This window comes from Bradyrhizobium sp. SZCCT0148, from assembly GCF_018129985.1.
In the GTDB taxonomy this organism is placed as follows: Bacteria; Pseudomonadota; Alphaproteobacteria; order Rhizobiales; family Xanthobacteraceae; genus Bradyrhizobium; species Bradyrhizobium japonicum_H.
Genome location: NZ_JAFCKT010000006.1, coordinates 1 through 24,703 on the forward strand (window position 1 = coordinate 1; position 24,703 = coordinate 24,703).

A 24,703-nucleotide genomic window follows, 5' to 3' on the forward strand; every position below is an offset into this window, starting at 1 on the left:
GAACTTGCTGACCTCGTTCTTCAGCCGGCCGGAGTCGTTCGACAGCATTTGCGCCGCCGACAGCACCTGCGAGGAGGCCGAGCCGGTCTCGGTCGCACCGCGCTGCACATCGGTGATGTTCGAGGAGACCTGCTGGGTGCCCTGCGCGGCCTGCTGGACGTTGCGGGCGATCTCCTGCGTCGCTGCGCCCTGCTCTTCCACCGCGGCTGCAATTGCCGACGATATCTCCGAGAGACGCTCGATTGTCGAGGAGATCTCCTTGATGGCGCCAACGGAGTCATTGGTCGCCGCCTGGATGCCGGAGATCTGCTGGCCAATCTCGCCGGTCGCCTTGGCGGTCTGCTCGGCGAGCGCCTTCACCTCGGAGGCGACGACCGCGAAGCCGCGGCCGGCTTCACCCGCACGTGCCGCTTCGATGGTCGCATTCAGCGCCAGCAGGTTGGTCTGGCCGGCGATGGTGTTGATCAGTTCGACGACGTCGCCGATGCGGGACGCCGCCTTGGACAGCTCGCTGACGCGCTCGGTGGTAGCGCGGGCCTGGCCGACGGCATCGCCCGCCATCCGCGCCGATTCCTGTACCTGGCGGCTGATCTCGCCGACCGACGAGGCCATCTCCTCGGTCGCCGAGGCGACCGACTGCACGTTGGTCGAGGCTTCTTCCGAAGCGCCGGCCACGGTGGTGGCCAGCCTCTGGGAGCGTTCGGCCGTTCCTGTCAGGGTGGTGGCCGATGCCTCCAGCTGGGTCGAGGCGGAGGACACCGTGCCGATGATCTCACCCACGGCTCCCTCGAAATCGTCGGCAAGCCTCAGCATGTCCGCCTTGCGCTGCTCTGCGTTGCGACGCTCGACTTCGCCCTGTTCCGCCTTCAGGCGTTCCACTTCGATCGCATTGGTCTTGAAGATCTGGACGGCATTGGCCATCTGACCGATTTCGTCCTTCCGTTCGGTGGACGATATCGCCACGGTCGTATCGCCCTTGGCGAGGACGCCCATCTCGGTCGTGATGCGCTGGATCGGCCGGGTGACCACGACAGCGACGCCAAAGGCGCCGGTCAGCGAGAGCAGCAGGGTGACGATACCGCCAGCCAACATGGCCATCGTCGCGTTGGCCGATGCGGCGTCGGAAGCCACGGCACGCGTCGTCAGCAGCGAGCGCTCTTCCGCATCCATCTCCTGCACGACGGCGCGCAATCCATCCATGGACTTCTTGCCGGCGCCGGATGCCTCGAGCTCCCGGGCCTTGGACTGCGTTGCTGGATCCTTCATCAGCGCGATTTCGCGCTGCGCGACATTGGCCGTCCAGTCGCTGGCGAACGCCTTGACGCGCTCGAGACGCTTCTGCTGGTTTGCGTTATCCGATGTCAGACTGCCGATCTTTGCCGCGGCCGTTTGAAACTGCTTCTGACCGGATTCGAAAGGTCCGAGGAAGGCGCTGTCCGCGGAAACGAGGTAGCCGCGCACACCCGTCTCCGAATTGACCATGGCCCCGACGAGATCGGAAAGCTGCTCCAGCACCTGATAGGTATGCACCGTCATCTTCGACGTGGAGTTCATCACGCTCAGCGAATTGTAAATCGCAGCAGTGCTGCCGGCAACGACGAGACAGATCGCCGCAAACACTGCAGAAACCTTCATAGAAATGCGGACGTTGTTGATCCAAGACATCAAATTTCCTCAGTAATTCCGGTTGAAATGCTCGTCGGGCGGGGAAGCCGTTTAACTCGGCAAGTTCTGCCTTGAAGATTATACCGTCCGCGAGATCGTTCCCCTTAACGGAACTGCGTAGTCCTACTGAGCCAGCATCATATAATGGCCCGGACTTTTGCGGGCATAGTCACGCACGCGAGTGGAGAAGCGTCTCGTGGTATAGGGCCGCAATTGCCTCTCGTCGGCAGTGCGGCCGGCAGTGCCCGGTAGAGCGAAGCAGTTCCGCCCTTTGGCAGACGCCCGAAAAAAAAGAGCGGCGCACAGCGCCGCTCTCGATCGACGGAAGAACGCGCGCTTGCCTCTATGCCGCGCGGACGTTGGTCAGGAACTTGCTGACCTCGTTCTTCAGCCGGCCGGAGTCGTTCGACAGCATTTGCGCCGCCGACAGCACCTGCGAGGAGGCCGAGCCGGTCTCGGTCGCACCGCGCTGCACATCGGTGATGTTCGAGGAGACCTGCTGGGTGCCCTGCGCGGCCTGCTGGACGTTGCGGGCGATCTCCTGCGTCGCTGCGCCCTGCTCTTCCACCGCGGCTGCAATCGCCGACGATATCTCCGAGAGACGCTCGATGGTCGAGGAAATCTCCTTGATGGCGCCAACGGAGTCATTGGTCGCCGCCTGGATGCCGGAGATCTGCTGGCCGATCTCGCCGGTCGCCTTGGCGGTCTGCTCGGCGAGCGCCTTCACCTCGGAGGCGACGACCGCGAAGCCGCGGCCGGCTTCACCCGCACGTGCCGCTTCGATGGTCGCATTCAGCGCCAGCAGGTTCGTCTGCCCGGCGATGGTGTTGATCAGTTCGACGACGTCGCCGATGCGGGACGCCGCCTTGGACAGCTCGCTGACGCGCTCGGTGGTGGCGCGGGCCTGGCCGACGGCATCGCCCGCCATCCGCGCCGATTCCTGAACCTGGCGGCTGATCTCGCCGACCGACGAGGCCATCTCCTCGGTCGCCGAGGCGACCGACTGCACATTGGTCGAGGCTTCTTCCGAGGCGCTGGCAACGGTGGTCGCCAGCCTCTGGGAACGGTCGGCGGTGGATGTCAGCGTGGACGCCGAGGCTTCCAACTGGGTCGAGGCCGACGACACGGTCTGGACGATCTCGCCGATCATGGTTTCGAATTCGCGGGTGATGTTGTCGACGCGGCGGCCGCGCTCGATCTTGGCTTCGGCATCGGCGGCCGCGGCCTCGTCGACGGCCTTCTTGGCGATCAGAGCCTCCTTGAAGATCTGCAGCACGTCGGCCATCGCGCCGATCTCGGTCTTCTCGCCCCGGTGCGGGACCTCGGCGGAGAGCTCGCCCTTGCCCAGCGCCTGCATCGGCTCGATGATCGAGTTGATGCCCTTCGAGACGTCCTGGACCAGATAGAAGCCGACGCCGATGCCGATGATGACGGCAGCGCCGAGAATGACCGACACCAGCATGAAAGCATAGGAGTAACTGTCGGCGGCATCCTGGGCGGCCTGCTCGCTGCCCTTGGTGTTGAGCTCGATGTCCTTGTTCAGGATCTCGTCGGCCTTGAGCCCAATCTTGTTGACCTTGATGTTGAGTTCATGAGCGTCGTGAGGAACCTTGCCCGCGTCCCTGCGCGACAATGCCATCACTTCCTGAGTCCCTCGCTTGTACTCCTCCCAGACTTGAGACCACTCCTTGTACAGCGCACGTTCCTCGGGGGACGTGATCATGGGCTCATATTTCTGACGGAACTTGGTATTGGCCTCGACCACGGTTGCCAGCGTCTTCTCATTCGTGAGCTTATCCTCGAGCGTTTCGGCCAGCATGTGCTCTCGGATCACGTTGCGGTAGGTAATCACGCCAGCCCGCAGATCGCCCAGCACCCGCACGCTCGGCATCCAGTTCGTGGTGATATCGACGGTGTTGGCGTTCATCGACCGCATCTTCGTGACGGCCAGCAAGCCCATGCCGGCCATCGCGACCAGCAGGAACGCCACGACACTGATGATTTTGGTGCGGATGGAGATAGTGGCGAGCATAATGAGTCTCTTTGTGGTGGCGCGGTGCGCGTCCGGAAGCTTTACGAATCAACCAAAAGGAGCAGCACCAACATCCAACACCAGAGCACCTGCGCAGATGTTAACTACGACTCCGTACGAGTACGGAGCCTCAAAGAGATGAACAGGCCGCTAAAAAGGCTCTGCGCTCAGCGCATGAGCCTAAGCGCGTCGGCGAAGAACTCGGCGCCGCCAAAGTTTCCCGACTTCAGAGCGAGCAGCATGTCGGCCGTGCCGCCGACCGAATGAAGCACCGGAACGCCTGCCGCGATCTCGACCCCGACGAGAAATCCGGGAATCTTCAGCCGATCGACCACCGCCCCGGACGTCTCCCCGCCGGCGACGACCAGCCGCCGGACGCCTGATTTGACGAGGTTTTCTGCAATATCGGCCATGGCCTGCTCGATCGCGTGACCGGCCGCGTCGCGGCCGTGCCGCGCCTGCAACGCGGCAACCTGGTCGGGTGTCGCGCTTGAGGCGATCAGCACCGGGCCCTCCGCAAGCCGCGGCCTCGCCCAATCCAGCGCGCGCTGGGCTTCGCCGCCCCCCGTAATGATACTGTCCGGATCGAGGTGGAGCACCGGCATGACCCGTTCGGCATTGGCGATCTGCTGAAGCGTCGCCTGGGAACAGCTCCCGGCGAGGCAGGCCGCCGGTCCGCCGACGGCCGTGCCGGTCTCGCCGTCCGCCCTGGCTAATTTGACTTTACCCGTCGACACCAGGGCGCGCGCGAGACCGAGGCCGATGCCGGAGGCGCCGACCGACAGGCGGTGCTCGGCGGCGACGAGGCCGATGGTCTCGAGGTCCCGGTCGAAGACCGCGTCGACGATGGCGGCGCCGATGCCCTTGGCCACCAGCTCGGCCAGCCGCACCCGCACGGCATCCGCGCCGCGCGTGACGGTGGCGAGATCGACGAGACCGATCTGCGTCCGGCTCTGGCGCGCCAGCACGCGCACCAGATTGGAATCATGCATCGGGTTGAGCGGATGGTCCTTCAGCGGGCTCTCGTTCAGCGGCACCGCGCCGACGAACAGGTTGCCCTGGTAAACGGTGCGGCCGGTCTCCGGGAACGCCGGTGTCACCAGCACGGCGCCGTCGCCGGCGTCGGCGCGCAACGCGTCCATCACGGGGCCGATATTGCCGGCATCAGTGGAATCGAAGGTCGAGCAGATCTTGAACAGCACATGGCCGGCACCGCGGCCGCGCAGCCATTGATCGGCCGCGCGCGAACGCGATACCGCAAGGCCGGCCTCGATCGAGCGGCTCTTCAGCGACACCACGACGGCATCGACCTCGGGCAGTGCGAGATCGTCCGCGGGCACGCCGATGGTCTGCACGGTGCGCAGGCCCGCGCGCGTCAGCGTGTTGGCGAGATCGGAGGCACCGGTGTAGTCGTCGGCGATGCAGCCCAGAGAGATTTTCGCTGCAAGTGTCACGGCTTCACTCCAGCGTAGGGCTTGAACCAGGCAAGACCGTCGGTTGTCTTGCCCCTCGGATTGTATTCACAGCCGACGAAGCCGGCATAGCCGAGCCGGTCGAGTTCTTCGAACAGGAACGGATAGTTCAGCTCCTCGCCGTCGGGCTCGTTGCGCGAGGGGATGCTGGCGATCTGGATATGGCCGATGATCGGCATCATCTCGCGCAGCCGCATGGTGACGTCGCCATGAATGATCTGGCAGTGATAGATGTCGAACTGCAGCTTCAGGTTCGGAAGCCTCAGCTCCTGGATCAGATCGCGTGCGAAGCCGAAATCGTTGAGGAAGTAGCCGGGCACGTTGCGCGCATTGATCGGCTCGAGCACGATGTCGATGCCGTGCGGGGCGAAGAACTCCGCAGCCCATGCCACCGATTTGTAGAACGCCTCGATCGCGACGCGTTCGCCGCGATTGGCGATGCCGGCCATCAAATGCAGCCGTTTGACGCCGGTCGCCTTGGCGTAAGGGAGCGCCGTCTCCAGGCCCGCCTTGAGTTCGGAGAAGCGCGAGGGGAGCGCGGCAAACCCCTTCTCGCCGGCGTTCCAGTCGCCCGGAGGCAGGTTGAACAGCGCCTGGGTCAGCCCGTTGCGCTTGAGGCGCTCGCCGACCGCCTCGGCAGGGTGTTCATAGGGAAAGAGAAACTCCACCGCGGTGAAGCCGGCTTGCGCAGCGGCATCGAAGCGATCGAGGAACGGCACCTCGGTGAACATCATCGAGAGATTGGCGGCAAAACGGGGCATTAAAATCCTCTTCCTTACTTGTCGCCCGGCAGCTTGACGCCGGTGACCTGCGCATACATCCGCGCCACCGAGGCGTCGTCGTCGCGCCCCATGCCGGCGGCTGATGTCATCAGGAACATCTGGAGCGCAGCGGCGGAGACCGGCACCGGGAATCTCGCGCTGCGCGCCATGTCCTGGATGATGCCGAGGTCCTTGACGAAGATTTCCACCGCGCTGCGCGGCGTGTAATCGCCGTCGAGGACGTGCGGCATGCGGTTCTCGAACATCCAGGAATTGCCGGCAGAGGCCGTGATAACCTCGTAGACCTTGCGGATGTCGAGGCCCTGCTTGGCCGCAAACGCGATCGCCTCCGAGGCGGCGGCGATGTGGACGCCGGCGAGCAGCTGGTTGATCATCTTGAAGGCGGCGCCTTGGCCGGCGGCATCGCCGAGCTCGTAGAGCTTTGCAGCCATGGCATCGAGCGCGGGTCGGGCCTTCGCGAACGCAGCGGGGCTGCCGGAGGCGAGGATCGTCAGCTCGCCCTGCGCGGCGCGCTGCGCGCCGCCGGAAATCGGTGCATCCAAATAATGCCGCCCGGTCTCTTCCAATTGCTTGGCGAGACGCCGCGCCACATCCGGGTCCATCGTCGCGGAAGACATGAAAACGCTGTCCTTCGGCAGGGTCCCGGCGACACCGTCCTTGCCGAACAGAATCGTTTCGGTCTGCGCGGCGTTGACGACCACGCTGACAACGATATCGGCCCCCTCCGCCGCTTCAGCCGGCGTCTTCGCGCCCGCACCGCCGTCCTTCACGAAGCGCGCCACGGCATCGGCCGAGACATCGCAGCCGGTGACGGCGTGGCCGGCGCGCTTCAGCGAGGTCGCCATGCCGAACCCCATCGAGCCGAGCCCGATGACGGCGATGCGCCGGTTTTTTGACGTGGAGGCGGACATGCGACTGACCCTTGCGAACGTTTCCCGGATGGCCGCCCTTTGCGGCAGCTCTCATCTCGAATAACACGGCTTGGCCGCGCTGCCAAAGCGTGAGACAAGCGGGCATGACGGCCATGAGCGACGAAACGCGGCTGCGTGAGGATATCTGCCGGTTTGGACGGTCTTTGTTCGAACGCGGGCTGACGCCGGGTTCGTCCGGCAATATCAGCGTCAGGCTGGACGGCGGCGGCTGGCTGGTGACGCCAACCAATGCCTCTCTCGGCTTCCTCGATCCTGCAAAGCTGTCGCGGCTCGACGAGAAGGGCCAGCTGGTGTCGGGCGATGCCCCGACCAAGGAAGTTCCGCTGCACACCGCGCTCTACGACACGCGCGGCAGTGCCCGCGCCATCGTGCATCTGCATTCGACACACTCGGTCGCGCTGTCGATGCTGCCGGAGATCGACCCGCGCGCGGCGCTGCCGCCGATGACCGCGTACTACCTGATGAAATGCGGCGCCACCGCGCTCGTGCCGTACTACCGCCCCGGCGATCCCGCCGTTGCGGATGCGATCAAGGGCCTGGCGGGAGCATATTCATCGGTGCTGCTCGCCAATCACGGCCCGGTCGTTGCCGGCGACACCCTGGAGGCTGCCGTGTTTGCGACCGAGGAGCTGGAGGAAACGGCGAAGCTGTACCTGCTGCTGCGCGGGATGAACCCGCGCTACCTTTCGCCGGACCAGGTAAAGGACCTGGTTAAAATGTTCGGTGTGACGCTGCCCGAGCACGGGCATTAGCTCCGCGCCGCTGTCATTCCCCGCGAAGGCAGGAACTCCAGTACGCCGCAGCCTATTCGTATCTCTCTAACGTCTCGGAGCCCGCCCCAGTGCGCAAGCGCGCACAAGGCGGGCGATGACACCGAGAGTATTTCGCGCGCACGCCCAGGCCTCGCCACTAGAGGCCCAGATACGCCTTGCGCACATCCGGATTGCCCCTGATCTCGGCGGCCGGGCCCTGCATCAGCACGCGGCCGGTTTGCAGGATGTAGGCGCGGTCGGCGATCTCCAGGCACTCGGCCATGCGCTGCTCGACGATCAGCACGGTCATGCCGGCGTCGCGGATACGCAGGACTGCCTGGAAGATCTCGTCGACCAGCTTCGGCATGATGCCTTGCGAGGGCTCGTCCAGCATCAAGAGGCGCGGGCGCGTCATCAGCGCGCGGCCGATCGCGAGCATCTGCTGCTCGCCGCCGGAGAGCGTTTCGGCGCGCTGGTCGAGCCGTTCGGACAGGCGTGGAAACAGCTTGAACACGAGATCGAGCGGCTCTTCACGGTTGGCCTCGCCGCGGTAGAGATAGCTGCCGAGGCGAAGGTTGTCGCGCACCGACAGGCGCGGGAACAGGCGGCGGTTCTCCGGCACGTAGGCGATGCCGGACGCGGTGATGTGGTGCTGCGCCATGCCGTTGATCTGCTTGCCGTCGAAGGTGACGCTGCCGGAGCGCGGACGCTCGGCGCCGGCGATCGACTTCAGCAGCGTCGACTTGCCCGCGCCGTTGGCGCCGGCGACGCAGACGATCTCGCCCTTCTGGACCTCGATCGAGATCGCGGAGATCGCGACCAGGCCCTGATAGGCGGTCGTGATTTCACGCACCGACAGCATGACGATCTCCCAGATATGCGCTGATCACCTTGGGATCGCGAACGACGTCGGCCGGCTTGCCCTCGACCAGCACCTTGCCGAGGTCGAGCACGATGGCACGGTCGACCAGGGGCATCACGATCTCCATGACGTGCTCCACCATCAACACGGTGATGCCGGTATCGCGCACCTTGCGCACCAGCGCGACACCGGTCTGCGCCTCGGTCGGCGTCAGGCCGGTGAGGACTTCGTCGAGCAGCAGCAGTTTCGGCTCGGTCGCGAGCGCACGCGCGACTTCGAGACGGCGCTTCTCGGCCGGCACGAGGTCGCTGGCGAGCACGTGGGCGCGCGTGGCAAGGCCGGTGAACTCCAGCACCTCGTGCGCCTTGCGGCGCGCCTCGCGCATCACCGTGTTGCGCACCAGCGCACCGACGATGACGTTGTCGATGACGGTCATGGTCTCGAAGCTCTTGACCACCTGGAAGGTTCGACCCACCCCGCGCTGGCAGCGTTCCGCCGCCGGCATGTGGGTGACGTCCTCGCCGTCGAAGAGTATCGAGCCTTGCGTCGGCGGCAAGACGCCGGCGATGAGATTGAAGAGCGTCGACTTGCCGGCGCCGTTCGGGCCGATCAGGCCGACGATCTCGCCGCGGCCGACCGAGATCGAGACGTCGCTGTTGGCGACGAGGCCGCCAAACCGCTGCCAGACGCCGCGGGTTTCAAGGAGCGCGGTCATCGGCTGGCTCCCGTCTTCTTCGGGCGCGAGAACAGGCTGAGCAGGCCCCGCGGCAAAGCTAGTGAAATCAGGACGATCAGCGTGCCGTAGACGATGAGGTCGACACCGCGCCCCGAGCCGCCGAACTTGAAGCGCGTCAACTCCGTCAGCGGAATCAGGATGGCGGCCCCTAACACCGGTCCCCACAGGGTGCCGATGCCGCCGAGCACGGCGGGCAGCGCCATCAGCAACGAGAACTGGAAGCCCATGACGCTTTCGGGATCGATGTAGGAAACGAACTGGGCGTAGAAGCTGCCGCCCACCGCGACCAGGAAGGCGGAGACCGCGGCCGCGCCCATCTTGGAATTGAACACGTCGACACCGAGGCTCTCGGCCGCGTCCGGATTGTCCTTCACCGCACGCCACCAGAAACCCCATTTGGAATTTTCCAGCCACCAGGTGACGAACCAGGCAAGGCAGCACAGCGCCAGCGCGAAATAGAAGTATGGCAGCTTGGTGCGCAGGAACTGGAATTTCAGCCAGCTGTCGCCGCGGATCGGAATGGTGATGCCCATGGCAGCGCCTGCCCATTCCCAGTTGTGGAACAGGAGCAGGCCGATCTCGGCGATGACGATGGTTGCGATCACGTAGTAATGGCCGCGCAGGCGGAAGAAGGGATAACCGAGCCCCATCGCGATCAGCGCCGACACCACGCCGCCCGCCAGCATGCCGAACCAGGGCAGCACGCCGAACTTCGTGAACAGCAGCTCGGTGGTGTAGGCACCCAGGCCGAAATACAGCGCGTGCCCGAGCGAGATCTGCCCGCAATAGCCGGACAGGATGTTCCAGCTCTGCGACAAGCCCGCATACATCAGCGTCAGGATCAGGATGTTCTGGACGACGACGTCCTTGACGAACAACGGCGTCGCTGCCGCAATCGCGGCGAGCACCGCGGCGATGATGAGGTCGCGGCGGCGCCGCGCTGCAAATTCCTTGTCCATCAGATCGATCCGAACAGGCCGCGCGGCCGGATGAAGACCACCAGCAGATAGACCGCGTAGATGCCGACCGATTTCAGCGATGGCGGCAGCACCAGCGCGGTGGTGGCTTCGACAAGGCCGACGATGATGCCGCCGGCGAAGGCGCCGAACACGCTGCCGAACCCGCCGAGCGCCACCGTGACGTAGGCGATCAAGGCAAAGGACGCGCCGACGTCGGGATAGATGTAGAAGAAGCTTGCCATGATCGCCCCGGCGAGACCGACCAGCGCGGCACCAAGGCCCCAGCCGAAGGCGAACACGCGGTTCTTGTCGATGCCGACCAGCGCGACCGCACCGGGATCTTCACGGGTGGCCTCCAGCGCGCGCCCGAAATCCGTGCGATGGATGAAGAAATAGAGGCCGGCGAACGCGAGGATCGAGACCAGCGCACCGACCAGCTGCGGCTCCGGCAGGAAGATGCCGGCGATCGAGACGGTTTTGCCGCCGAGCCAGGACTGCGGAATGCTGCGATAATCAGGCGTGAAGAAGAACTGCGCCAGGCCGCGCATCACGATGGCAAGACCGAAGGTCGAGAAGATCTGCACCATGCCGGCATTGGCCTTGGCCCGCATGGCGAAGCGTACAATGAGCAAGTAGACCACCGCTCCGAGGATGAAGAGCGCCGCGGCGACCAACGGCGCCGACAGCAAAGGATCGATGGCGAAGAACGCGAACAGGAAGAAGGACAGGTACATCGCAATCATCAGGAACTCGCCATGGGCGAAGTTCGTGACGTCCATCAGGCCGAAGATCAGCGCGAGTCCGACTGCGATCAGTCCGTAGAGCAGGCCCATCAGAAGGCCGCTCGCGAGACTCTGGATAATGGCTTGGGCTGTCAAAAGTCTGTCCCCCGAAATGCGCTCAGAATGAGAGCCGAAGCTACCTCCTCCGTCATTGCGAGAAGCTCGCGACAAAACTGCGTAGCAATTTTGCGCTGATGCGACGAAGCAATCCAGACCGTCTGCGTGGATACATTTCTGGATTGCTTCGCTTCGCTCGCAATGACGTCGCGGGGAGAAAGCTCGATTGGCTTACACCGCCAAAGTGCTTGGTCCCCGACCGCTTACTTCATAGGCCAGACCGCTTCCGCGATCGCGGCTTGCGGCGGGAAGATCGTGACGAACTTGCCGCCGACATATTGCAGAAGCACCGGGTCGGCGTCGTTGTTTTGGCCCATTTCGTCGAACTTCACACGCTTCCAGGGCATGATGGTCTGCTCGCCCGGGATGTCGGTCGCCGCCAGCGCGTCACGGATCTTCTCGCCATCGGTCGACTTGGCGCGGTTGATGGCGTCAGCGAGGATGATCAGGCCCATGAATTGGCGCGAGGTGAGGTCGTTGAAGTCCTTGCCCGAGCGCGTCTTGAACATCTCGTTGATCTTGCCGACCATCGGGCGCTTCTGCGCGAGGTCGAGCGAGAAGGTGCCGCGCGAGATCACGCCTTCGAGCTTGTCGCCGACGGCATCGTAGAGCGCCTTCTCGGAGAAGCCGGCGTCCTGCGCCACGATCGCGTTCGGCTTGTATCCGAGCTCGGCCATGGTCTTGACCAGCAGGATGCCGTCGGTGGTGTAGCTCGAGGGCATCAGCACGTCGGCGTTCGCGGACTTGAGCTGCTGCACCTCGGCCGAGAGCGAGGGCGAATTGGCGCGATACTTGATGTCGGTGACAATCTTGTAGCCGCGCTCGCCGGCGATCTTGGCCTGGGCGTTGCCGGAATCGGTGCCGAAGATGGTATCCTCGTGGAACAGCGACAGCGTCTCGATCTTGGTGCCCTTCTTCTTCAAGGCATCGAAGAAGTCGAACATGGCGGCCGAGTACATCTCGTCATGCGGCGCGGCACGGAAATAATACTTCAGGCCGCGGCGGTGCAGGCTGGGCGAGGAGTTGTCGGCGGAAACGAACGGGACCTGGTAGCGCTCGCAGATCTGGCTGACGGTGACGGCGACCGCGCTCTGATAGGTGCCGATGATGGCGGAGACCTTCTCCTGCGTGATCAGGCGCTCGGCCTCGGCGCGGCCCTTCTGCGGATCGGCCTGGTGGTCTGCGAACACGAGACGAACCTTGGCGCCGCCGAGACCCGGAAGGCCCTCGCCCTTGGCCAGCGGCAGATCGAAATCGGTGTCCTTGTTGATGACTTCGAGCGCAGTCTCATAGGCCTTCTGCGCATCGACGCCCTGCTGCGCGCTGCCGCCGGAGAACGGATAGATCACGCCGATCACGACTTCCGAGGTCTGTGCGCGTGCAGCCAGCGGCACCAGCGCAGCAGTAGCGGTGGCACCCAACAATACGTCGCGGCGAGTGATCGTCATGGCGGAGTCCTCTTTGACTGAATTTCAGCTGATCGAATGAAGCGATTGATGGATGCGGTAAAGCTCGAAGAAGCAGCAAATGCTGCCCACTAAATCACGGCCATGGTCCTGTTCTTGAGATCCGTCACCAGCATCAGGCCGGGCGAATGCGTGATGGCGAACGGCAGCTTCGCGGCATTGATCACCGATTGCGGTGTCACGCCGCAGGCCCAGAACACCGGAATTTCGTCGTCGGCAACCGGCACCGGATCACCGTAGTCCGGCTTGGCGATATCCTTGATGCCGATCAGGTGTGGATGGCCGAGATGCACGGGCGCGCCATGCACGGCGGGATAGCGCGAGGTGATCTGCACCGCACGGATCGCATCCGCCGGCTTGAACGGACGCATCGACACCACCATGGGGCCGGCGAATGGACCGGCCTCGCCGCAGGCGATGTTGGTGCGGTACATCGGCACGCGCACATTGCGCTCGATGTGCCGGATCGGCATGCCCTCCTCGAGCAAGGCTTCTTCGAACGAGAAGGAGCAGCCGAGCACGAAGGTTACGAGATCGTCGCGCCAATGCTTGGTCACATCGGTCGGCTCGTCGACGACCTCGCCGTCGCGCCAGACGCGGTAGCGCGGCACATCGGTGCGGATGTCGAGATCGGCGCCGAGCGAAGGGATGTGCGGGCTGCCGACGTCGGACATGCCGATGATCGGGCACGGTTTCGGATTGAGCTGGCAGAAACGATGAAAGGCGCTGGCGTATTCCGCCGGCAGGATCGCCAGATTGCCCTGGACGAAACCGGGGGCGACGCCGGCGGTCGAGGCGACCAGCCCTTGCCGGTAGGCAAGCCGCGCCGTGCGGCTCGGAAGCGCGTCGGGTGTTTCAGTTTGCTGCATTGCCACCAAAACAGTCATGTGAACGATCTGCCTATAAACTCGACAAAGACAGCCAACACCAAGCGTGCTATAAAGTCTAATCGTCCTTTCTAATGGATATCGATAAATTCATTTTATCGATGAGGGAAATCTTTCCAATGCTGGACTTCAGGTCGATCGAGACTTTCCTCTGGGTCGTAAAGCTCGGCAGCTTCCGCGGCGCGGCGGCGCGGCTCAATACGACCCAGCCGGCCATCTCCCAGCGCATCGCCCAGCTCGAGCGCGAGATGGGCGTCAAGCTCCTCAACCGCGACCACCGCGTGGCATCACCGACGCCGAGCGGCCGGCAGATGATGGTCTATGCGGAGAAGCTGATCGGCCTGCGTGCTCAGATGATGGCCGAGGTCGGCGACCGCTCCGCGATGCGCGGCGTGATGCGGCTCGGCGTCGCCGAGACCATCGTGCACACTTGGTTGCCGCGCCTCGTGAAGAGCGTGAATCAGGTCTATCCGAACCTGTCACTGGAGATCGAGGTCGACATCACCCCGAACCTGACCGCGCGCCTGCTGGCGCAGGAGATCGAGCTTGCCTTCGTGGTCGGACCGCTGTCGGCGTCCGGCGTGCACAACCGCGTGCTCGCCGATTACCCGATAGGCTTCCTGGCAAGCCCTTCGCTCGGCCTCGGCAAAGGCCGGGTGACGCCGGCAGAGCTCGCGCGGTTTCCGATCATCACCTTCCCGCGCAAGACCAAGCCTTACGAGGTGGTGCGCGAGGTATTCGACCGGCCTGAGCTGCCGCCGATCCGGCTGCACGCATCCGCATCGCTCGCCACCGTCATCCACATGGCGGTCGAGGGTCTCGGGGTCGCCGTGATCCCCGACGCGATCGTCGAGAACGAGCTCGCCGACGGGCGATTGCAACTGCTCGACACCGATCTCGCAATCGCACCACTGACCTTCACCGCAAGCTGGCTCGCTTCACCTGACGTCGTCGCCGTGGAGCGCGTCGCCGAGCTTGCACGGCAGATTGCGCAGAGCAGCCTCGCAGTTGACGCGCCCGCGCTGGCGCGGCATTGAAAAAGGCGCCGGACGAAAGAGAGAACGACCGCATGAGCCGAGCCGCCTCCAATCTGCAAATCGATTCCGCCCGCCTCTGGGGCTCCATCCACGAGACCGCGCAATTCGGCGCGACGGCCAAGGGCGGCGTGCGGAGGCTGACGCTAAGCAGCGAAGACAAGCAGGTGCGCGACTGGTTCCGCAGGGCATGCGAGGACGCGGGTCTCGAAGTCCATACCGACGCGCTCGGATCGCAGTTCGGCCTGCGCAAGGGGCGCGACATGTCGAAGCTGCCGGTCGGCATCGGCTCGCATCTCGACACCCAGCCGACCGGTGGCAAGTATGACGGCATCCTCGGCACGCTCGGCGCGCTCGAGGTGATCCGCACACTCAACGATGCCGGCATCGAGACCGAAGCGCCGATCTGCATCGTCAACTGGACCAACGAGGAAGGCTCGCGCTTCGCGCCTGCGATGATGGCCTCCGCGGCTTACGTCGGCGATTTCACCACCGACGACATTTTGTCGCGCAAGGACGCCGAGGGCACGACCGTCGGCCAGGCACTGGACAGCATCGGCTATCGCGGCGACAAGCCCGTCGGCTTCCAGAAGCTCGGCTGCTTCGTCGAACTGCATATCGAGCAGGGCCCGATCCTGGAGGCCGAGGGCAAGACCATCGGCGTGGTCGATTCCGGCCAGGGCGTGCTCTGGTACGACGGCAGGATATCAGGCTTCGAGAGCCATGCGGGCTCCACGCCGATGCCGCTGCGACGCGACGCGCTGGCGACCCTGTCGGAGATCGTGCTGGCGATGGAATCCATCGCGAAGAAGCTCGGACCGAACGCGGTCGGCACCATCGGCGAGGCCGTGATCGCAAACCCCTCGCGCAACGTCATTCCCGGCGAGATCGCCTTCACCATGGATTGCCGCAGCGCGGACGGCGCCATCATGGATGCGCTCGATCGCGACCTCCGCGCCGCGATTGCAGAGATCGCCGCGCGCCGCAGGGTCGAGGTCAAGATCGATCTGGTCTGGCGCAAGCCGCCGACGCATTTCGATCCCAAGCTGATCGCAGCGGTCGAGAACGCAGCCAAAACGCTCGGCTATCCCTCGCGCCGCATCACTTCCGGCGCCGGCCACGACGCCTGCAACCTCAACACCGTGATGCCGGCGGCGATGGTGTTCGTGCCCTGCAAGGACGGCATCAGCCACAACGAACTGGAAGACGCGACGCAGCCCGACTGCGCCGCGGGCACCAACGTTCTCATGCATACCGTGCTGGCGATCGCCGGCGTCGCATCCTGACCGGAGAGAATAATGCGAGGAGTTTTCGTCGACGCCAATGAAGCGCTCGCCGTGATCATGGAGCGGCTGGAGAAGCCCGGCGATCCCAAGGTGCGGATCCACAGGGATCCCGATATCAAACCCGAGCAATACCCCGAGATACTCGACGGCGCCGAGATCGCGATCGTCGATCACACCGCGCTGCCGACCGAGGTCGCGAAGAAGTGCACCGGCCTCAAGCACGTCGTGTTCCTCGGCACCGGCGCGCGCAGCTACATGAACCCGGAGGAGCTGGCCGAGCTCGGCATCTCCGTGCATCTGATCAAGGGCTATGGCGACACAGCCGTCGCCGAATCCGCGATCGCGCTGATGTGGGCCTCGGCCCGCGGCATCGCCATGATGGATCGCGAGATGCGCGGCGGCAACTGGCTGCGCGAAGACGGCATGCAGCTCACCGGCAAGACGCTCGGCCTGGTCGGCTTCGGCGGCATCGCCACCGAGGTCGCACGCATCGCGGCCGGCAGCGGCATGAAGGTGATCGCCTGGAACCGCTCGCCGAAGAGCCATCCCGGCGTCGAATTCACCGATCTCGACGGCGTGCTGGCAAGGAGCGACGTCGTATCTCTGCATCTGCTGCTCAACGACGAGACGCGCGGCATGATCACGCGCGAGAAGATCGCAAAAATGAAGCCGGGCGTTATCCTCATCAACACCGCCCGTGCCGCTGTTGTCGACGAGGCCGCCATGATCGATGCGCTGAAGTCAGGTCACATCCGCCATGCCGGGCTCGACGTCTTCAACATCGAACCGCTGCCCGGCGATCATCCGTTGACGAAGATTCCCAACGTGACACTGTCGGCGCATTCGGCGTTCCGCACGCCCGAGGCAAGCGAGAACCTGATTGGCGCGGCGTGGGAGCACTGCCGCCGGATCGTGAAAGAGCAATAACAATGGCCGACTATCGCACCATCAAGGCAGAACCGCTCACCAACGTCATCCGCGCCATCGTCAAGGCCGGCGGCTCATCGGACCGCGAAGCCGAGCTGGTGTCCAGCAATCTGGTCGAAGCCAACCTCAAGGGCCACGACTCCCACGGCGTCGGCATGATTCCGCGCTATGTCCAGAGCGTCACCAACGGCGGCCTCGCTGTGAACGCGCACGTCAAGATCGTACTCGACACCGGACCGCTGCTCACGCTTGACGGCCTCACAGGCTACGGCCAGGTGATCGGCCACGAGGCGATGGAGTTGGCGGCCGAGCGCGCCAAGAAAAACGGCGTGTGCCTGGTCGGCCTCTCCAACTCGCACCATATCGGCCGCATCGGCCACTGGGCCGAGCAGTGCATCGACCACGGGCTGGTCTCGATCCATTTCGTCAACGTCATCTCGCGACCGATCGTGGCGCCATGGGGCGGCAGCGATGCGCGCCACGGCACCAACCCGTTCTGCGTCGGCATTCCGCGCAGCGGCAAGGACCCGATCGTGCTCGACTTCGCCACCAGCAGGATCGCGCAAGGAAAGACCCGCGTCGCCCACAACAAGGGCGTCGAACTGGAGCCGGGCACCATCATCGACAACGAAGGCAAGCCCACCGTCAATCCGCGCTACACCGTGATCCCACCGCACGGCGCCATCCTGCCGTTCGGGGAGCACAAGGGCTCGGGGCTCGCGCTGGTGTGCGAAATCCTCGGCGGCGCACTCTCCGGCGGGCAGGTGGTCAAGGGCCCGTCCGACGGCAAGCACAACGTCCTCAACGGCATGCTCTCGATCGTGATCGACCCCGGCAAGCTCGGCACCGGCGAGAACCTCGCCCGTGAAGTCGAGAGCTTCGTCGCCTGGCACACCGGCTCGCCGCCGGCCGCCGGCGTCGACAAGGTCAAGATCGCCGGCGAGCCCGAGCGCGAGACCAAGAAGAAGCGCCTGGCTCAGGGCATCCCGGTCGATCCGACCACCTGGCAGGAGATCATCGAGGCCGGGACGAAATTCGGGCTGGATCAGGCGGCGATTGAGAAGATCGCGGGCTGATTGAGAGCAGCAAGCCGCTCACAGCGTGAGGCCAACCTCATGCGCAATGGCGCAAGGAGGGCTGGACCAGGGCGAATCGTCGCCATGTCCGCGGTCCAGATTGAACCGACCTGCGTTGTCGTCCGACAATGCGGATATTCCGGCTCACATCCGCCCCGAGGTTCACATGCTCTCCCGTCTCGCAAAGTTCATGTCCGGCTCGGGCCGGACATCACACGCGGCCGAGTTCTACCGGCATCGGCTTGCCGTCTATCAAAGTGAGCTGGACGAACCCGAATACAGCTTCACCGACACCGCGGAGCGCCGCATCGACATCCACGCCTTTGGCCGCGACTTCGTGCCGGCGTGTGAAGAGGGTTCTGACGAAGGCTATGTGCTGCTGACCAACGGCATGAGCCAGACGCGGATGCCGGGGGTGCATGGCGAGGCGAAGCCGCGCGCCGAGCTGATGTGGTACGTCCGCGAGCCGACGGAGGAGTTCCGCGCCAATCTGCGCTGGCTCGCCAATCTGCCGTTCATCGACACCACCTGGTTCGGCTTTGGCCATCGCGTCGCGTCGCCATGGCCGCCGGTTGCCGGAACGGATTTCCAGACGTTCCTGTTTCTCACGCCGATCATCGGCCCCGACAAACAGATCGCCGAGGCTCTGGAGATCGCAGGCGATCCCGTTGAGATATTGACCGTGAACCTGATCTCGCATGAGGAGCTCGGGCTCATCAAGTCCAGCGGGCTCGATACGTTTCTCGACCTGCTTGACGAAAACGATTATCCGCCGATCTTCGATCCGGCTCGGAAATCGTACGTGTAGTCGCACCGCGGCCCTCCCCTTCTTCCCTCGAGAGAGAAGGTCGCGCGAAGCCACCCTCTCCCACGAGGGGAGAGGGTGAAGAGTACCTCAATCCACCATGTCCGCGACGGCCTTGCCGCAGGCCGTCGTGTCCGCGTTGCCGCCGAGGTCCTTGGTACGCAACGTACGCTCCGCCAGCGTGCGCTCAATCGCCTCGACGATCGATTTGCCGGCGACCTTCTCGCCGAGATGATCGAGCATCATCGCGCCCGACCAGATCGCACCGATCGGGTTGGCGATGCCCTGCCCCGCGATATCGGGCGCCGAACCGTGCACCGGCTCGAACACCGAGGGGAAGTCACCCTCGGGATTGATATTGCCCGACGGCGCGATACCGATCGTGCCGGTGCAGGCCGGACCGAGGTCGGAAAGGATGTCGCCGAACAGATTAGAGCCGACCACGACGTCGAACCAATCCGGATGCAGCACGAAGTTCGCGGTCAGGATGTCGATGTGGTACTTGTCCCACTTCACGCCGGGAAACTTCTTGGCCATGGCCTCCACGCGCTCGTCCCAATAGGGCATGGTGATGGAGATGCCGTTGGACTTGGTCGCGGACGTCAGGTGCTTCTTCGGCCGCGACTGGGCGAGCTCGAAGGCGAACTTCAGGATACGGTCGACGCCGGTGCGGGTCATTACCGTCTGCTGCGTCACGAACTCGCGGTCGGTGTCGGGGAACATACGGCCGCCGACGGAGGAATATTCACCTTCGGTGTTCTCGCGCACCACCCAGAAATCGATGTCGCCAGGCTTGCGGTTGGCCAGGGGACACGGCACGCCCGGCATCAGCCGCACCGGGCGGAGGTTCACGTACTGGTCGAACTCGCGGCGAAACTTGATCAGCGAGCCCCACAGCGAGATGTGATCGGGAATCTTGGCCGGCCAGCCGACCGCGCCGAAATAGATCGCGTCATGCTTGCCGATCTTCTCCTTCCAATCGTCCGGCATCATCTGGCCATGCTTCTCGTAATAGTCCCAGGACGAGAAGTCGAAATGATCGAAATGCAGGGAGACCCCATGCTTCTTCGCCGCCGTCTCCAGAACGCGCAGGCCCTCCGGCATCACTTCCTTGCCGATGCCGTCGCCGGGAATGACCGCAATCCGGTATTGTTTCTTGCTCATCGAGAACGTCCTTGGTTGGTCCGGCAGCCGCCGCCTTTTTGACCGCACTGCAATGGACCAAACGCTGCGGCAGTGCAACGCTGCACTGCAATGTTGACCGTGGCGCGGCCAAGCGCCTACTGATTTCATTCAGTTCCCGACCCAGCGAGTAACCTCATGGATCTGCATCTGCGTGGCAAGCGCGTCCTGATCACGGGCGCGTCCAAGGGCATTGGCGCCGCCGCCGCCGAAGCGTTTGCCGAGGAGGGCGCAAACCTCCTGCTCGCCGCGCGCAGCGGCGATCAGCTCAAGGCGCTGGCGGATCGCCTGCGCTCCGCGCACCAGATCGATGCCACGACCAGCGTCGTGGACCTGCGCAAGCCCGAGGATCTGGCGCGGCTCGCCGGCGAAGCCGCCGACATCGACGTGCTCGTCAACAATGCCGGCGACATCCCCGGCGGCTCGATCGACAAGATCGACGAGGCGACCTGGCGGCACGCCTGGGATTTGAAAGTGTTCGGCTACATCAACCTGACGCGGCAGATCTACGCGCAGATGAAGGCCAAGGGCGGCGGCGTCATCGTCAACGACATCGGGGCGGCCGGCGAGAAGTTTGACGCCAACTACATCTGCGGCAGCGCCGGCAATGCCGCGCTGATGGCCTTCACCCGTGCGCTCGGAGGAAAAAGTCTCGCCGACAACATCCGCGTCGTCGGCATCAATCCCGGCCCCGTCGGGACCGACCGCCACGTCACCCTGCTCAAGACGCGCGCGAAACACCAGTTCGGCGACGAGAGCCGCTACAAGGAATTCCAAAAAAGCCTGCCGCTCGGTCGCCCCGCGCACGCACGCGAGATCGGCGACCTCATGGCATTCCTGGCCTCGGACCGCGCCGGATATACGTCGGGGGTGATCTACACGGTCGACGGCGGCATCAGCGCAGGCTGGGGTTAGATTACCCGTCATTGCGAGCGCAGCGAAGCAATTTGAAATGCCCCCGCGGCAACGGACTGGATTGCTTTGCGGCGCTCGCAATGACGAGACCTTTCGCAAGAGTAGGAGTAGAATAATTGTCTCAAGACCTGATCCGCGAAAATGCCTGCGCCGTCGTCGACAAGCTGCGATCCGGCGATGTCTCGCCGCTCGAACTGCTGGATATGCTTGAAAAGCGCATCAGTGAGGTCGACGGCAAGGTCAATGCGCTGCCGACGCTGTGCTTCGATCGCGCGCGCGACAACGCCAAGGCGCTGATGCGGAAGCCCGCCGGCGCGCGGGGGCTGCTCGCTGGCCTTCCAGTGCCGATCAAGGACCTGACCGATGTTGCGGGCGTGTTGACCACGCAGGGCTCGCCAATCTTCAGGGATAACATCCCCGCGCAGTCCGACCTGATGGTCGAAAATCTCGAAGCCAACGGCGCGATCGTCTACGCCAAATCCAACACGCCGGAATTCGGCGCTGGCGCCAACACCTTCAACGAGGTGTTCGGCGCGACGCTCAACCCCTGGGATACTTTGAAGTCCGCGGCGGGCTCTTCCGGAGGCGCCGCGGTAGCCCTGGCCACCGGCATGGCCTGGCTGGCGCAGGGCTCCGACATGGGCGGCAGTCTGCGCAGCCCCGCAGCTTTCTGCGGCGTCGTCGGCATGCGCCCGAGCATAGGCCGCGTCGCACATACCCCGAAATCCGGCATCGATCGCAATCTCGGCGTGGTTGGTCCAATGGCCCGCAACGTCGAGGATCTCGCGCTGCTGCTGGACGCCATGAGCGGCGACTACGCGGACGATCCGCTATCGTTGCCGACGCCGACGACTTCGTTCCTGTCGGCGGCTCAATCCGGCAAAAAGCCGAAGCGCATCGCCTATTCGTCCGATCTCGGCATCACACCTGTCGATCCCGAGGTGAAGGCGATCACGCGCAAGGCGGCGGAACGCCTTGCCGAGGCCGGCGCCATCGTCGAGGAGGCGCATCCGGACTGGCGCGAGGCGCATGAATGCTTCCACGTTCTGCGCGCCTTCGATTTCGCGATCACCAAGGCCAATCTGCTACGCACCAAGCGCGACCTGCTCAAGCCTGAGGTGATCTGGAACATCGAGGAGGGCCTCAAGCTGACGGTCGAGCAGCTCGCTCGCGCCGAGGCCCAGCGCGTCGGCATGACCGCACGAGCGGTCGAGTTCTTCAAGACCTACGATTTGCTGCTGACGCCGACCACGATCGTGCCCCCCTTCCCGATCGAGCACCGCTATGTCGCCGAATGCGCAGGCAAGAGATTTGACAATTACGTCGAGTGGCTCGGCATCGTCTACGCGATCACGCTGGCATGCTGCCCCTCGCTGTCGCTGCCATGCGGCTTCACGGCCTCGGGCCTGCCCGTCGGGGTCCAGGTCGTCGGCGCACCGCGTGCGGACGCCCAGGTGATTGCCGGGGCGAAAGTGCTGGAGGATATTCTGGGCGTGCGTGGGACGACGCCGATCGATCCGAAGGTGAAGAAGTAGCCCACTCGCGTGCCCCGGGACGCAGCGCAGCGCCTCTTCGGCGGTACGCTGCAGAACCGGGGCCCGTGCCCCCACGACGTCCCGCGCATCTCTGGGTCCCGGCTTTGCGGCGCAGCGCTTGCGCGCTGCACCTTGTCCGGGGAACGAGTGCCTCACCTTCCGCCTGTCGCCTCGAGACTCCGGCTATACCGCGACATCGCAAAGCAGAAGACAAAATAGATCGCGGCAACGAAGATATAGACCTCGACCGAGAACTGCTGCCAGGCGGGATCGATAATCGCGGTCTTGGCCGTCGTCAGCAGATCGAAGATTCCGATGATGAGGACGAGGCTGGTGTCCTTGAAGAAGGCGATGAAGGTGTTGACCAGCGGCGGGATGACATGGCGAATCGCTTGCGGGAGCACGATCAGCCGGTGCTTGCGCCAGTAGGACAGCCCGAGCGCGTCGGCCGCTTCATATTGCCCGCGCGGCACCGCCTGGAGACCGCCGCGGATGACCTCGGCGAGGTAGGCGCCCGCGAACAGGATGATCGCGATCTGGGCGCGCAAGAGCTTGTCGATGTTGAATCCAGCGGGCATGAACAACGGAAACATCACGCTCGCCATGAACAAAAGGCTCACCAGCGGCACGCCACGGATCAGTTCGACATAGAGCACGCTGAGCGAGCGGATCGCCGGCAGCTTCGAGCGCCGGCCCAGCGCGACGAGGATGCCGAGCGGAAAGCCGAATGCGAGACCGAACGTCGCCAGGATCAGCGTCACTGGCAAACCGCCCCAGCGATCCTGCGAGACGAAGGAGAGCCCGAGCACGCCGCCCCACATCAGCACGCTGATCAGCGCGAGCGCGCCGATCCAGAGATAGATGAGTTCGCGCCGCCAGAAGGCGCGACGAGTCGAGAGAAAATACAGCGCGACGAACAGCACCACCGACAGTGCCGGGCGCCACTGCTCGTCGAACGGATAGGTGCCGAACAGGATGAAGCGGTACTTTTCGGGAATGATCGCCCAACAGGCGCCGAGGCCGCGCACCGCGCGGCAGGCGCTGGAATCGTTCGCGGGCGTCAGCCACACGGCATTGGCGATGCCCCACAGCACGAAGCTGAAAATGCCCTTGGCGAGCACCGCCAGCAGTACGATCGATAGAATGCCGTTCGGGATCGACGAGAACAGATTGGTGCGCAGCCAGCGCAGCACCGGGTTGCCGATCTGCGGACGGCGGGCGGCGCGCGGCGCGTCCGGGATATCGGCGATCACAGTCATGCTCAGCGCTCCACCAGCGCTATGCGCGAATTGTACCAGTTCATGAAGAAGCTGATGGACAGGCTGATGCTCAAGAACACCGCCATGATCAGCGCGATGGCCTCGATCGCCTGCCCGGTCTGGTTCAGCGTGGTGTTGGCGATCGAGACCACGTCCTGGTAGCCGATCGCAACCGCAAGCGAGGAGTTCTTGGTCAGGTTGAGATATTGGCTGGTCATCGGCGGCACGATGACGCGCAACGCCTGCGGCAGGATGATCTGCCGCAGCATGAAGCTGCGGCGCAGGCCAAGCGCATTGGCGGCGTCCCACTGCCCGCGCGGCACGGACTGGATGCCGCTGCGCACGATCTCGGCAATGAAGGCCGAGGTGTAAGTGACGAGCGCGATCAGCAGCGCGAAATATTCCGGAGCGAGCGTCAGCCCGCCGACGAAGTTGAAGCCGCGCAGCTGCGGCCATTCGATCGTCCAGGAGACGCGAAGCAGAACGGATACCGCCACGGGCAATGCGAGGATGAAGCTCACCGCAAAGGGCCATACCGGCCGCAGCTTGCCGTCACGCATCTGCTGCGCGACCAGCCAGCGACGGATGAGGTAGACCACGGCAAGACCGAACGCCGCCGTGCCGAGCACCCAAAGCTGCGGGAGGCCAAGCGGAATTGCGGGCAGGATCAGGCCGCGATTGGACAGGAACACGCCGTCGACCGGCCGCCATGCCGCGCGCGCGGCCGGCAGCGCCTGCATCAGCACGTACCAGAACAGAAGCTGAAGCAGCAGCGGGATGTCCCGAAGCGTTTCGACATACACGGCGGCAAGGCGTGACAGCAGCCAGTTGGCCGACAATCGCGAGATGCCGATCAGCGTGCCCAGGATGGTCGCGAGCACGATGCCGATCACGGCGACGCGCAAGGTGTTGCCGACGCCGACGACGAAGGCCCAGAGATAGGTGTCTCTTGGATTATAGGCGAGCAAACTGTCGGCGATGGGCATGCCGGCCTCACGGCCAAGGAAGGCAAAGCCGGTCGTGATGCGGCGCGCCGAGAGGTTCGTGACGGTGTTGGACCAGAGGAAACCGACAACGCCGGCAACGATCGTGATCACCAGCACCTGCCAGAACAGGCCCTTCAGCTCCCGGGGCCCCCATGCGCCGAAAAAACGGGAGCGCGGCGGCGGTCTCGGCGTGTCCGTGGTCACAGCGCAAAAATCCTTCTCGAGAGGCGGCGATTTCCGGCGGCGGCACGTCA

Annotated in this window: 22 protein-coding genes; 8 read left to right on the forward strand and 14 right to left on the reverse strand. The window is 64.4% G+C overall.

The annotated features are described in order from the left end of the window. From JQ580_RS19195 to ltnD, 5 genes are all read right to left on the reverse strand, one after another. Positions 1-1,665: methyl-accepting chemotaxis protein (locus JQ580_RS19195; RefSeq protein ID WP_212281731.1), on the reverse strand; the 1,665-nt coding region annotated here is incomplete at its 3' end. Between the two features lie 343 nt (positions 1,666-2,008). Further along, the gene (locus JQ580_RS19200; RefSeq protein WP_212281733.1) at positions 2,009-3,697 is read right to left on the reverse strand and encodes a methyl-accepting chemotaxis protein; all 1,689 of its coding nucleotides are present in this window, start codon (positions 3,695-3,697) and stop codon (positions 2,009-2,011) included. Positions 3,698-3,864: 167 nt separating this feature from the next. Then, entirely contained in the window at positions 3,865-5,151 is a 1,287-nt protein-coding gene (gene otnK, locus JQ580_RS19205; RefSeq protein WP_212281735.1) for a 3-oxo-tetronate kinase, read from the reverse strand. Continuing rightward, complete coding sequence (otnI, locus tag JQ580_RS19210) at positions 5,148-5,930, reverse strand: 2-oxo-tetronate isomerase (protein ID WP_212281737.1); 783 nt, start codon at positions 5,928-5,930, stop codon at positions 5,148-5,150. Before otnI ends, otnK begins: the two co-directional genes overlap by 4 nt. A gap of 14 nt (positions 5,931-5,944) precedes the next feature. Then, positions 5,945-6,862 (reverse strand): L-threonate dehydrogenase, encoded by a 918-nt coding sequence (gene ltnD, locus JQ580_RS19215; RefSeq protein ID WP_212281739.1) that lies wholly within the window; start codon positions 6,860-6,862, stop codon positions 5,945-5,947. Positions 6,863-6,966: 104 nt separating this feature from the next. Between ltnD and otnC the strand changes: the two genes are divergently transcribed. Continuing rightward, complete coding sequence (gene otnC / locus JQ580_RS19220; protein WP_212281741.1) at positions 6,967-7,635, forward strand: 3-oxo-tetronate 4-phosphate decarboxylase; 669 nt, start codon at positions 6,967-6,969, stop codon at positions 7,633-7,635. 157 nt (positions 7,636-7,792) lie between these two features. Here otnC and JQ580_RS19225 read toward each other — a convergent pair whose 3' ends face one another. The 6 genes from JQ580_RS19225 to JQ580_RS19250 all read right to left on the reverse strand — a co-directional run bounded on the left by JQ580_RS19225 (position 7,793) and on the right by JQ580_RS19250 (position 13,444). Then, positions 7,793-8,497 carry an ABC transporter ATP-binding protein gene (locus JQ580_RS19225; protein WP_212281743.1) on the reverse strand — a complete coding sequence of 235 codons (705 nt, stop codon included), beginning with the start codon at positions 8,495-8,497 and terminating at the stop codon, positions 7,793-7,795. Continuing rightward, positions 8,481-9,212, reverse strand: a complete 732-nt coding sequence (locus JQ580_RS19230) for an ABC transporter ATP-binding protein (RefSeq protein WP_212281745.1) — start codon at positions 9,210-9,212, stop codon at positions 8,481-8,483. Before JQ580_RS19230 ends, JQ580_RS19225 begins: the two co-directional genes overlap by 17 nt. Continuing rightward, the gene (locus tag JQ580_RS19235) at positions 9,209-10,192 is read right to left on the reverse strand and encodes a branched-chain amino acid ABC transporter permease (protein WP_212281747.1); all 984 of its coding nucleotides are present in this window, start codon (positions 10,190-10,192) and stop codon (positions 9,209-9,211) included. Before JQ580_RS19235 ends, JQ580_RS19230 begins: the two co-directional genes overlap by 4 nt. Further along, positions 10,192-11,070, reverse strand: a complete 879-nt coding sequence (locus JQ580_RS19240; RefSeq protein ID WP_212281749.1) for a branched-chain amino acid ABC transporter permease — start codon at positions 11,068-11,070, stop codon at positions 10,192-10,194. The genes JQ580_RS19235 and JQ580_RS19240 overlap by 1 nt, the downstream gene beginning before the upstream one ends. Positions 11,071-11,294: 224 nt before the next feature. After that, positions 11,295-12,539 carry an ABC transporter substrate-binding protein gene (locus tag JQ580_RS19245; protein ID WP_212281750.1) on the reverse strand — a complete coding sequence of 415 codons (1,245 nt, stop codon included), beginning with the start codon at positions 12,537-12,539 and terminating at the stop codon, positions 11,295-11,297. Positions 12,540-12,628: 89 nt separating this feature from the next. Then, positions 12,629-13,444: a putative hydro-lyase gene (locus JQ580_RS19250; protein ID WP_212281752.1), complete on the reverse strand. Its 816-nt coding sequence runs from the start codon at positions 13,442-13,444 to the stop codon at positions 12,629-12,631. A 119-nt stretch (positions 13,445-13,563) separates the two neighbouring features. Between JQ580_RS19250 and JQ580_RS19255 the strand changes: the two genes are divergently transcribed. The 5 genes from JQ580_RS19255 (at position 13,564) to JQ580_RS19275 (ending at position 18,575) form a co-directional block, all read left to right on the forward strand. Next, entirely contained in the window at positions 13,564-14,481 is a 918-nt protein-coding gene (locus tag JQ580_RS19255; protein WP_094975306.1) for a LysR family transcriptional regulator, read from the forward strand. Between the two features lie 32 nt (positions 14,482-14,513). Further along, on the forward strand, positions 14,514-15,764 hold the full coding sequence (locus JQ580_RS19260) for a Zn-dependent hydrolase (protein WP_212281754.1): 1,251 nt from the start codon (positions 14,514-14,516) through the stop codon (positions 15,762-15,764). Between the two features lie 12 nt (positions 15,765-15,776). Next, the gene (locus JQ580_RS19265) at positions 15,777-16,691 is read left to right on the forward strand and encodes an NAD(P)-dependent oxidoreductase (RefSeq protein WP_212281756.1); all 915 of its coding nucleotides are present in this window, start codon (positions 15,777-15,779) and stop codon (positions 16,689-16,691) included. A 2-nt stretch (positions 16,692-16,693) separates the two neighbouring features. Next, positions 16,694-17,767 (forward strand): malate/lactate/ureidoglycolate dehydrogenase, encoded by a 1,074-nt coding sequence (locus JQ580_RS19270; RefSeq protein WP_212281758.1) that lies wholly within the window; start codon positions 16,694-16,696, stop codon positions 17,765-17,767. Positions 17,768-17,933: 166 nt separating this feature from the next. After that, positions 17,934-18,575, forward strand: a complete 642-nt coding sequence (locus tag JQ580_RS19275; RefSeq protein ID WP_212281760.1) for a suppressor of fused domain protein — start codon at positions 17,934-17,936, stop codon at positions 18,573-18,575. An 87-nt stretch (positions 18,576-18,662) separates the two neighbouring features. Here JQ580_RS19275 and JQ580_RS19280 read toward each other — a convergent pair whose 3' ends face one another. Then, positions 18,663-19,736: a tartrate dehydrogenase gene (locus tag JQ580_RS19280; RefSeq protein WP_212281761.1), complete on the reverse strand. Its 1,074-nt coding sequence runs from the start codon at positions 19,734-19,736 to the stop codon at positions 18,663-18,665. 156 nt (positions 19,737-19,892) lie between these two features. On the opposite strand from JQ580_RS19280, the gene JQ580_RS19285 reads away from it, so the two are divergent. After that, positions 19,893-20,669, forward strand: coding sequence for an SDR family oxidoreductase (locus JQ580_RS19285; protein ID WP_212281763.1), 777 nt, complete (start codon positions 19,893-19,895; stop codon positions 20,667-20,669). Positions 20,670-20,785: 116 nt separating this feature from the next. Continuing rightward, positions 20,786-22,204, forward strand: coding sequence for an amidase (locus tag JQ580_RS19290; protein ID WP_212281764.1), 1,419 nt, complete (start codon positions 20,786-20,788; stop codon positions 22,202-22,204). A 152-nt stretch (positions 22,205-22,356) separates the two neighbouring features. On the opposite strand, the gene JQ580_RS19295 is transcribed toward JQ580_RS19290, so the two are convergent. Beyond that, the gene (locus tag JQ580_RS19295; protein WP_212281766.1) at positions 22,357-23,463 is read right to left on the reverse strand and encodes an amino acid ABC transporter permease; all 1,107 of its coding nucleotides are present in this window, start codon (positions 23,461-23,463) and stop codon (positions 22,357-22,359) included. 2 nt (positions 23,464-23,465) lie between these two features. Further along, positions 23,466-24,653: an amino acid ABC transporter permease gene (locus JQ580_RS19300; RefSeq protein ID WP_212281767.1), complete on the reverse strand. Its 1,188-nt coding sequence runs from the start codon at positions 24,651-24,653 to the stop codon at positions 23,466-23,468. Between the last annotated feature and the right edge of the window lie 50 nt (positions 24,654-24,703).

Excerpts from the sequence above, each read along its gene's own strand:
- JQ580_RS19200 (WP_212281733.1), bottom strand. The coding sequence starts at position 3,697 with ATGCTCGCCACTATCTCCATCCGCACCAAAATCATCAGTGTCGTGGCG.
- otnI (WP_212281737.1), bottom strand. The coding sequence starts at position 5,930 with ATGCCCCGTTTTGCCGCCAATCTCTCGATGATGTTCACCGAGGTGCCG.
- ltnD (WP_212281739.1), bottom strand. The coding sequence starts at position 6,862 with ATGTCCGCCTCCACGTCAAAAAACCGGCGCATCGCCGTCATCGGGCTC.
- otnC (WP_212281741.1), top strand. The coding sequence starts at position 6,967 with ATGACGGCCATGAGCGACGAAACGCGGCTGCGTGAGGATATCTGCCGG.
- JQ580_RS19225 (WP_212281743.1), bottom strand. The coding sequence starts at position 8,497 with ATGCTGTCGGTGCGTGAAATCACGACCGCCTATCAGGGCCTGGTCGCG.
- JQ580_RS19230 (WP_212281745.1), bottom strand. The coding sequence starts at position 9,212 with ATGACCGCGCTCCTTGAAACCCGCGGCGTCTGGCAGCGGTTTGGCGGC.
- JQ580_RS19235 (WP_212281747.1), bottom strand. The coding sequence starts at position 10,192 with ATGGACAAGGAATTTGCAGCGCGGCGCCGCCGCGACCTCATCATCGCC.
- JQ580_RS19245 (WP_212281750.1), bottom strand. The coding sequence starts at position 12,539 with ATGACGATCACTCGCCGCGACGTATTGTTGGGTGCCACCGCTACTGCT.
- JQ580_RS19250 (WP_212281752.1), bottom strand. The coding sequence starts at position 13,444 with ATGACTGTTTTGGTGGCAATGCAGCAAACTGAAACACCCGACGCGCTT.
- JQ580_RS19255 (WP_094975306.1), top strand. The coding sequence starts at position 13,564 with ATGCTGGACTTCAGGTCGATCGAGACTTTCCTCTGGGTCGTAAAGCTC.
- JQ580_RS19260 (WP_212281754.1), top strand. The coding sequence starts at position 14,514 with ATGAGCCGAGCCGCCTCCAATCTGCAAATCGATTCCGCCCGCCTCTGG.
- JQ580_RS19265 (WP_212281756.1), top strand. The coding sequence starts at position 15,777 with ATGCGAGGAGTTTTCGTCGACGCCAATGAAGCGCTCGCCGTGATCATG.
- JQ580_RS19270 (WP_212281758.1), top strand. The coding sequence starts at position 16,694 with ATGGCCGACTATCGCACCATCAAGGCAGAACCGCTCACCAACGTCATC.
- JQ580_RS19275 (WP_212281760.1), top strand. The coding sequence starts at position 17,934 with ATGCTCTCCCGTCTCGCAAAGTTCATGTCCGGCTCGGGCCGGACATCA.
- JQ580_RS19280 (WP_212281761.1), bottom strand. The coding sequence starts at position 19,736 with ATGAGCAAGAAACAATACCGGATTGCGGTCATTCCCGGCGACGGCATC.
- JQ580_RS19285 (WP_212281763.1), top strand. The coding sequence starts at position 19,893 with ATGGATCTGCATCTGCGTGGCAAGCGCGTCCTGATCACGGGCGCGTCC.
- JQ580_RS19295 (WP_212281766.1), bottom strand. The coding sequence starts at position 23,463 with ATGACTGTGATCGCCGATATCCCGGACGCGCCGCGCGCCGCCCGCCGT.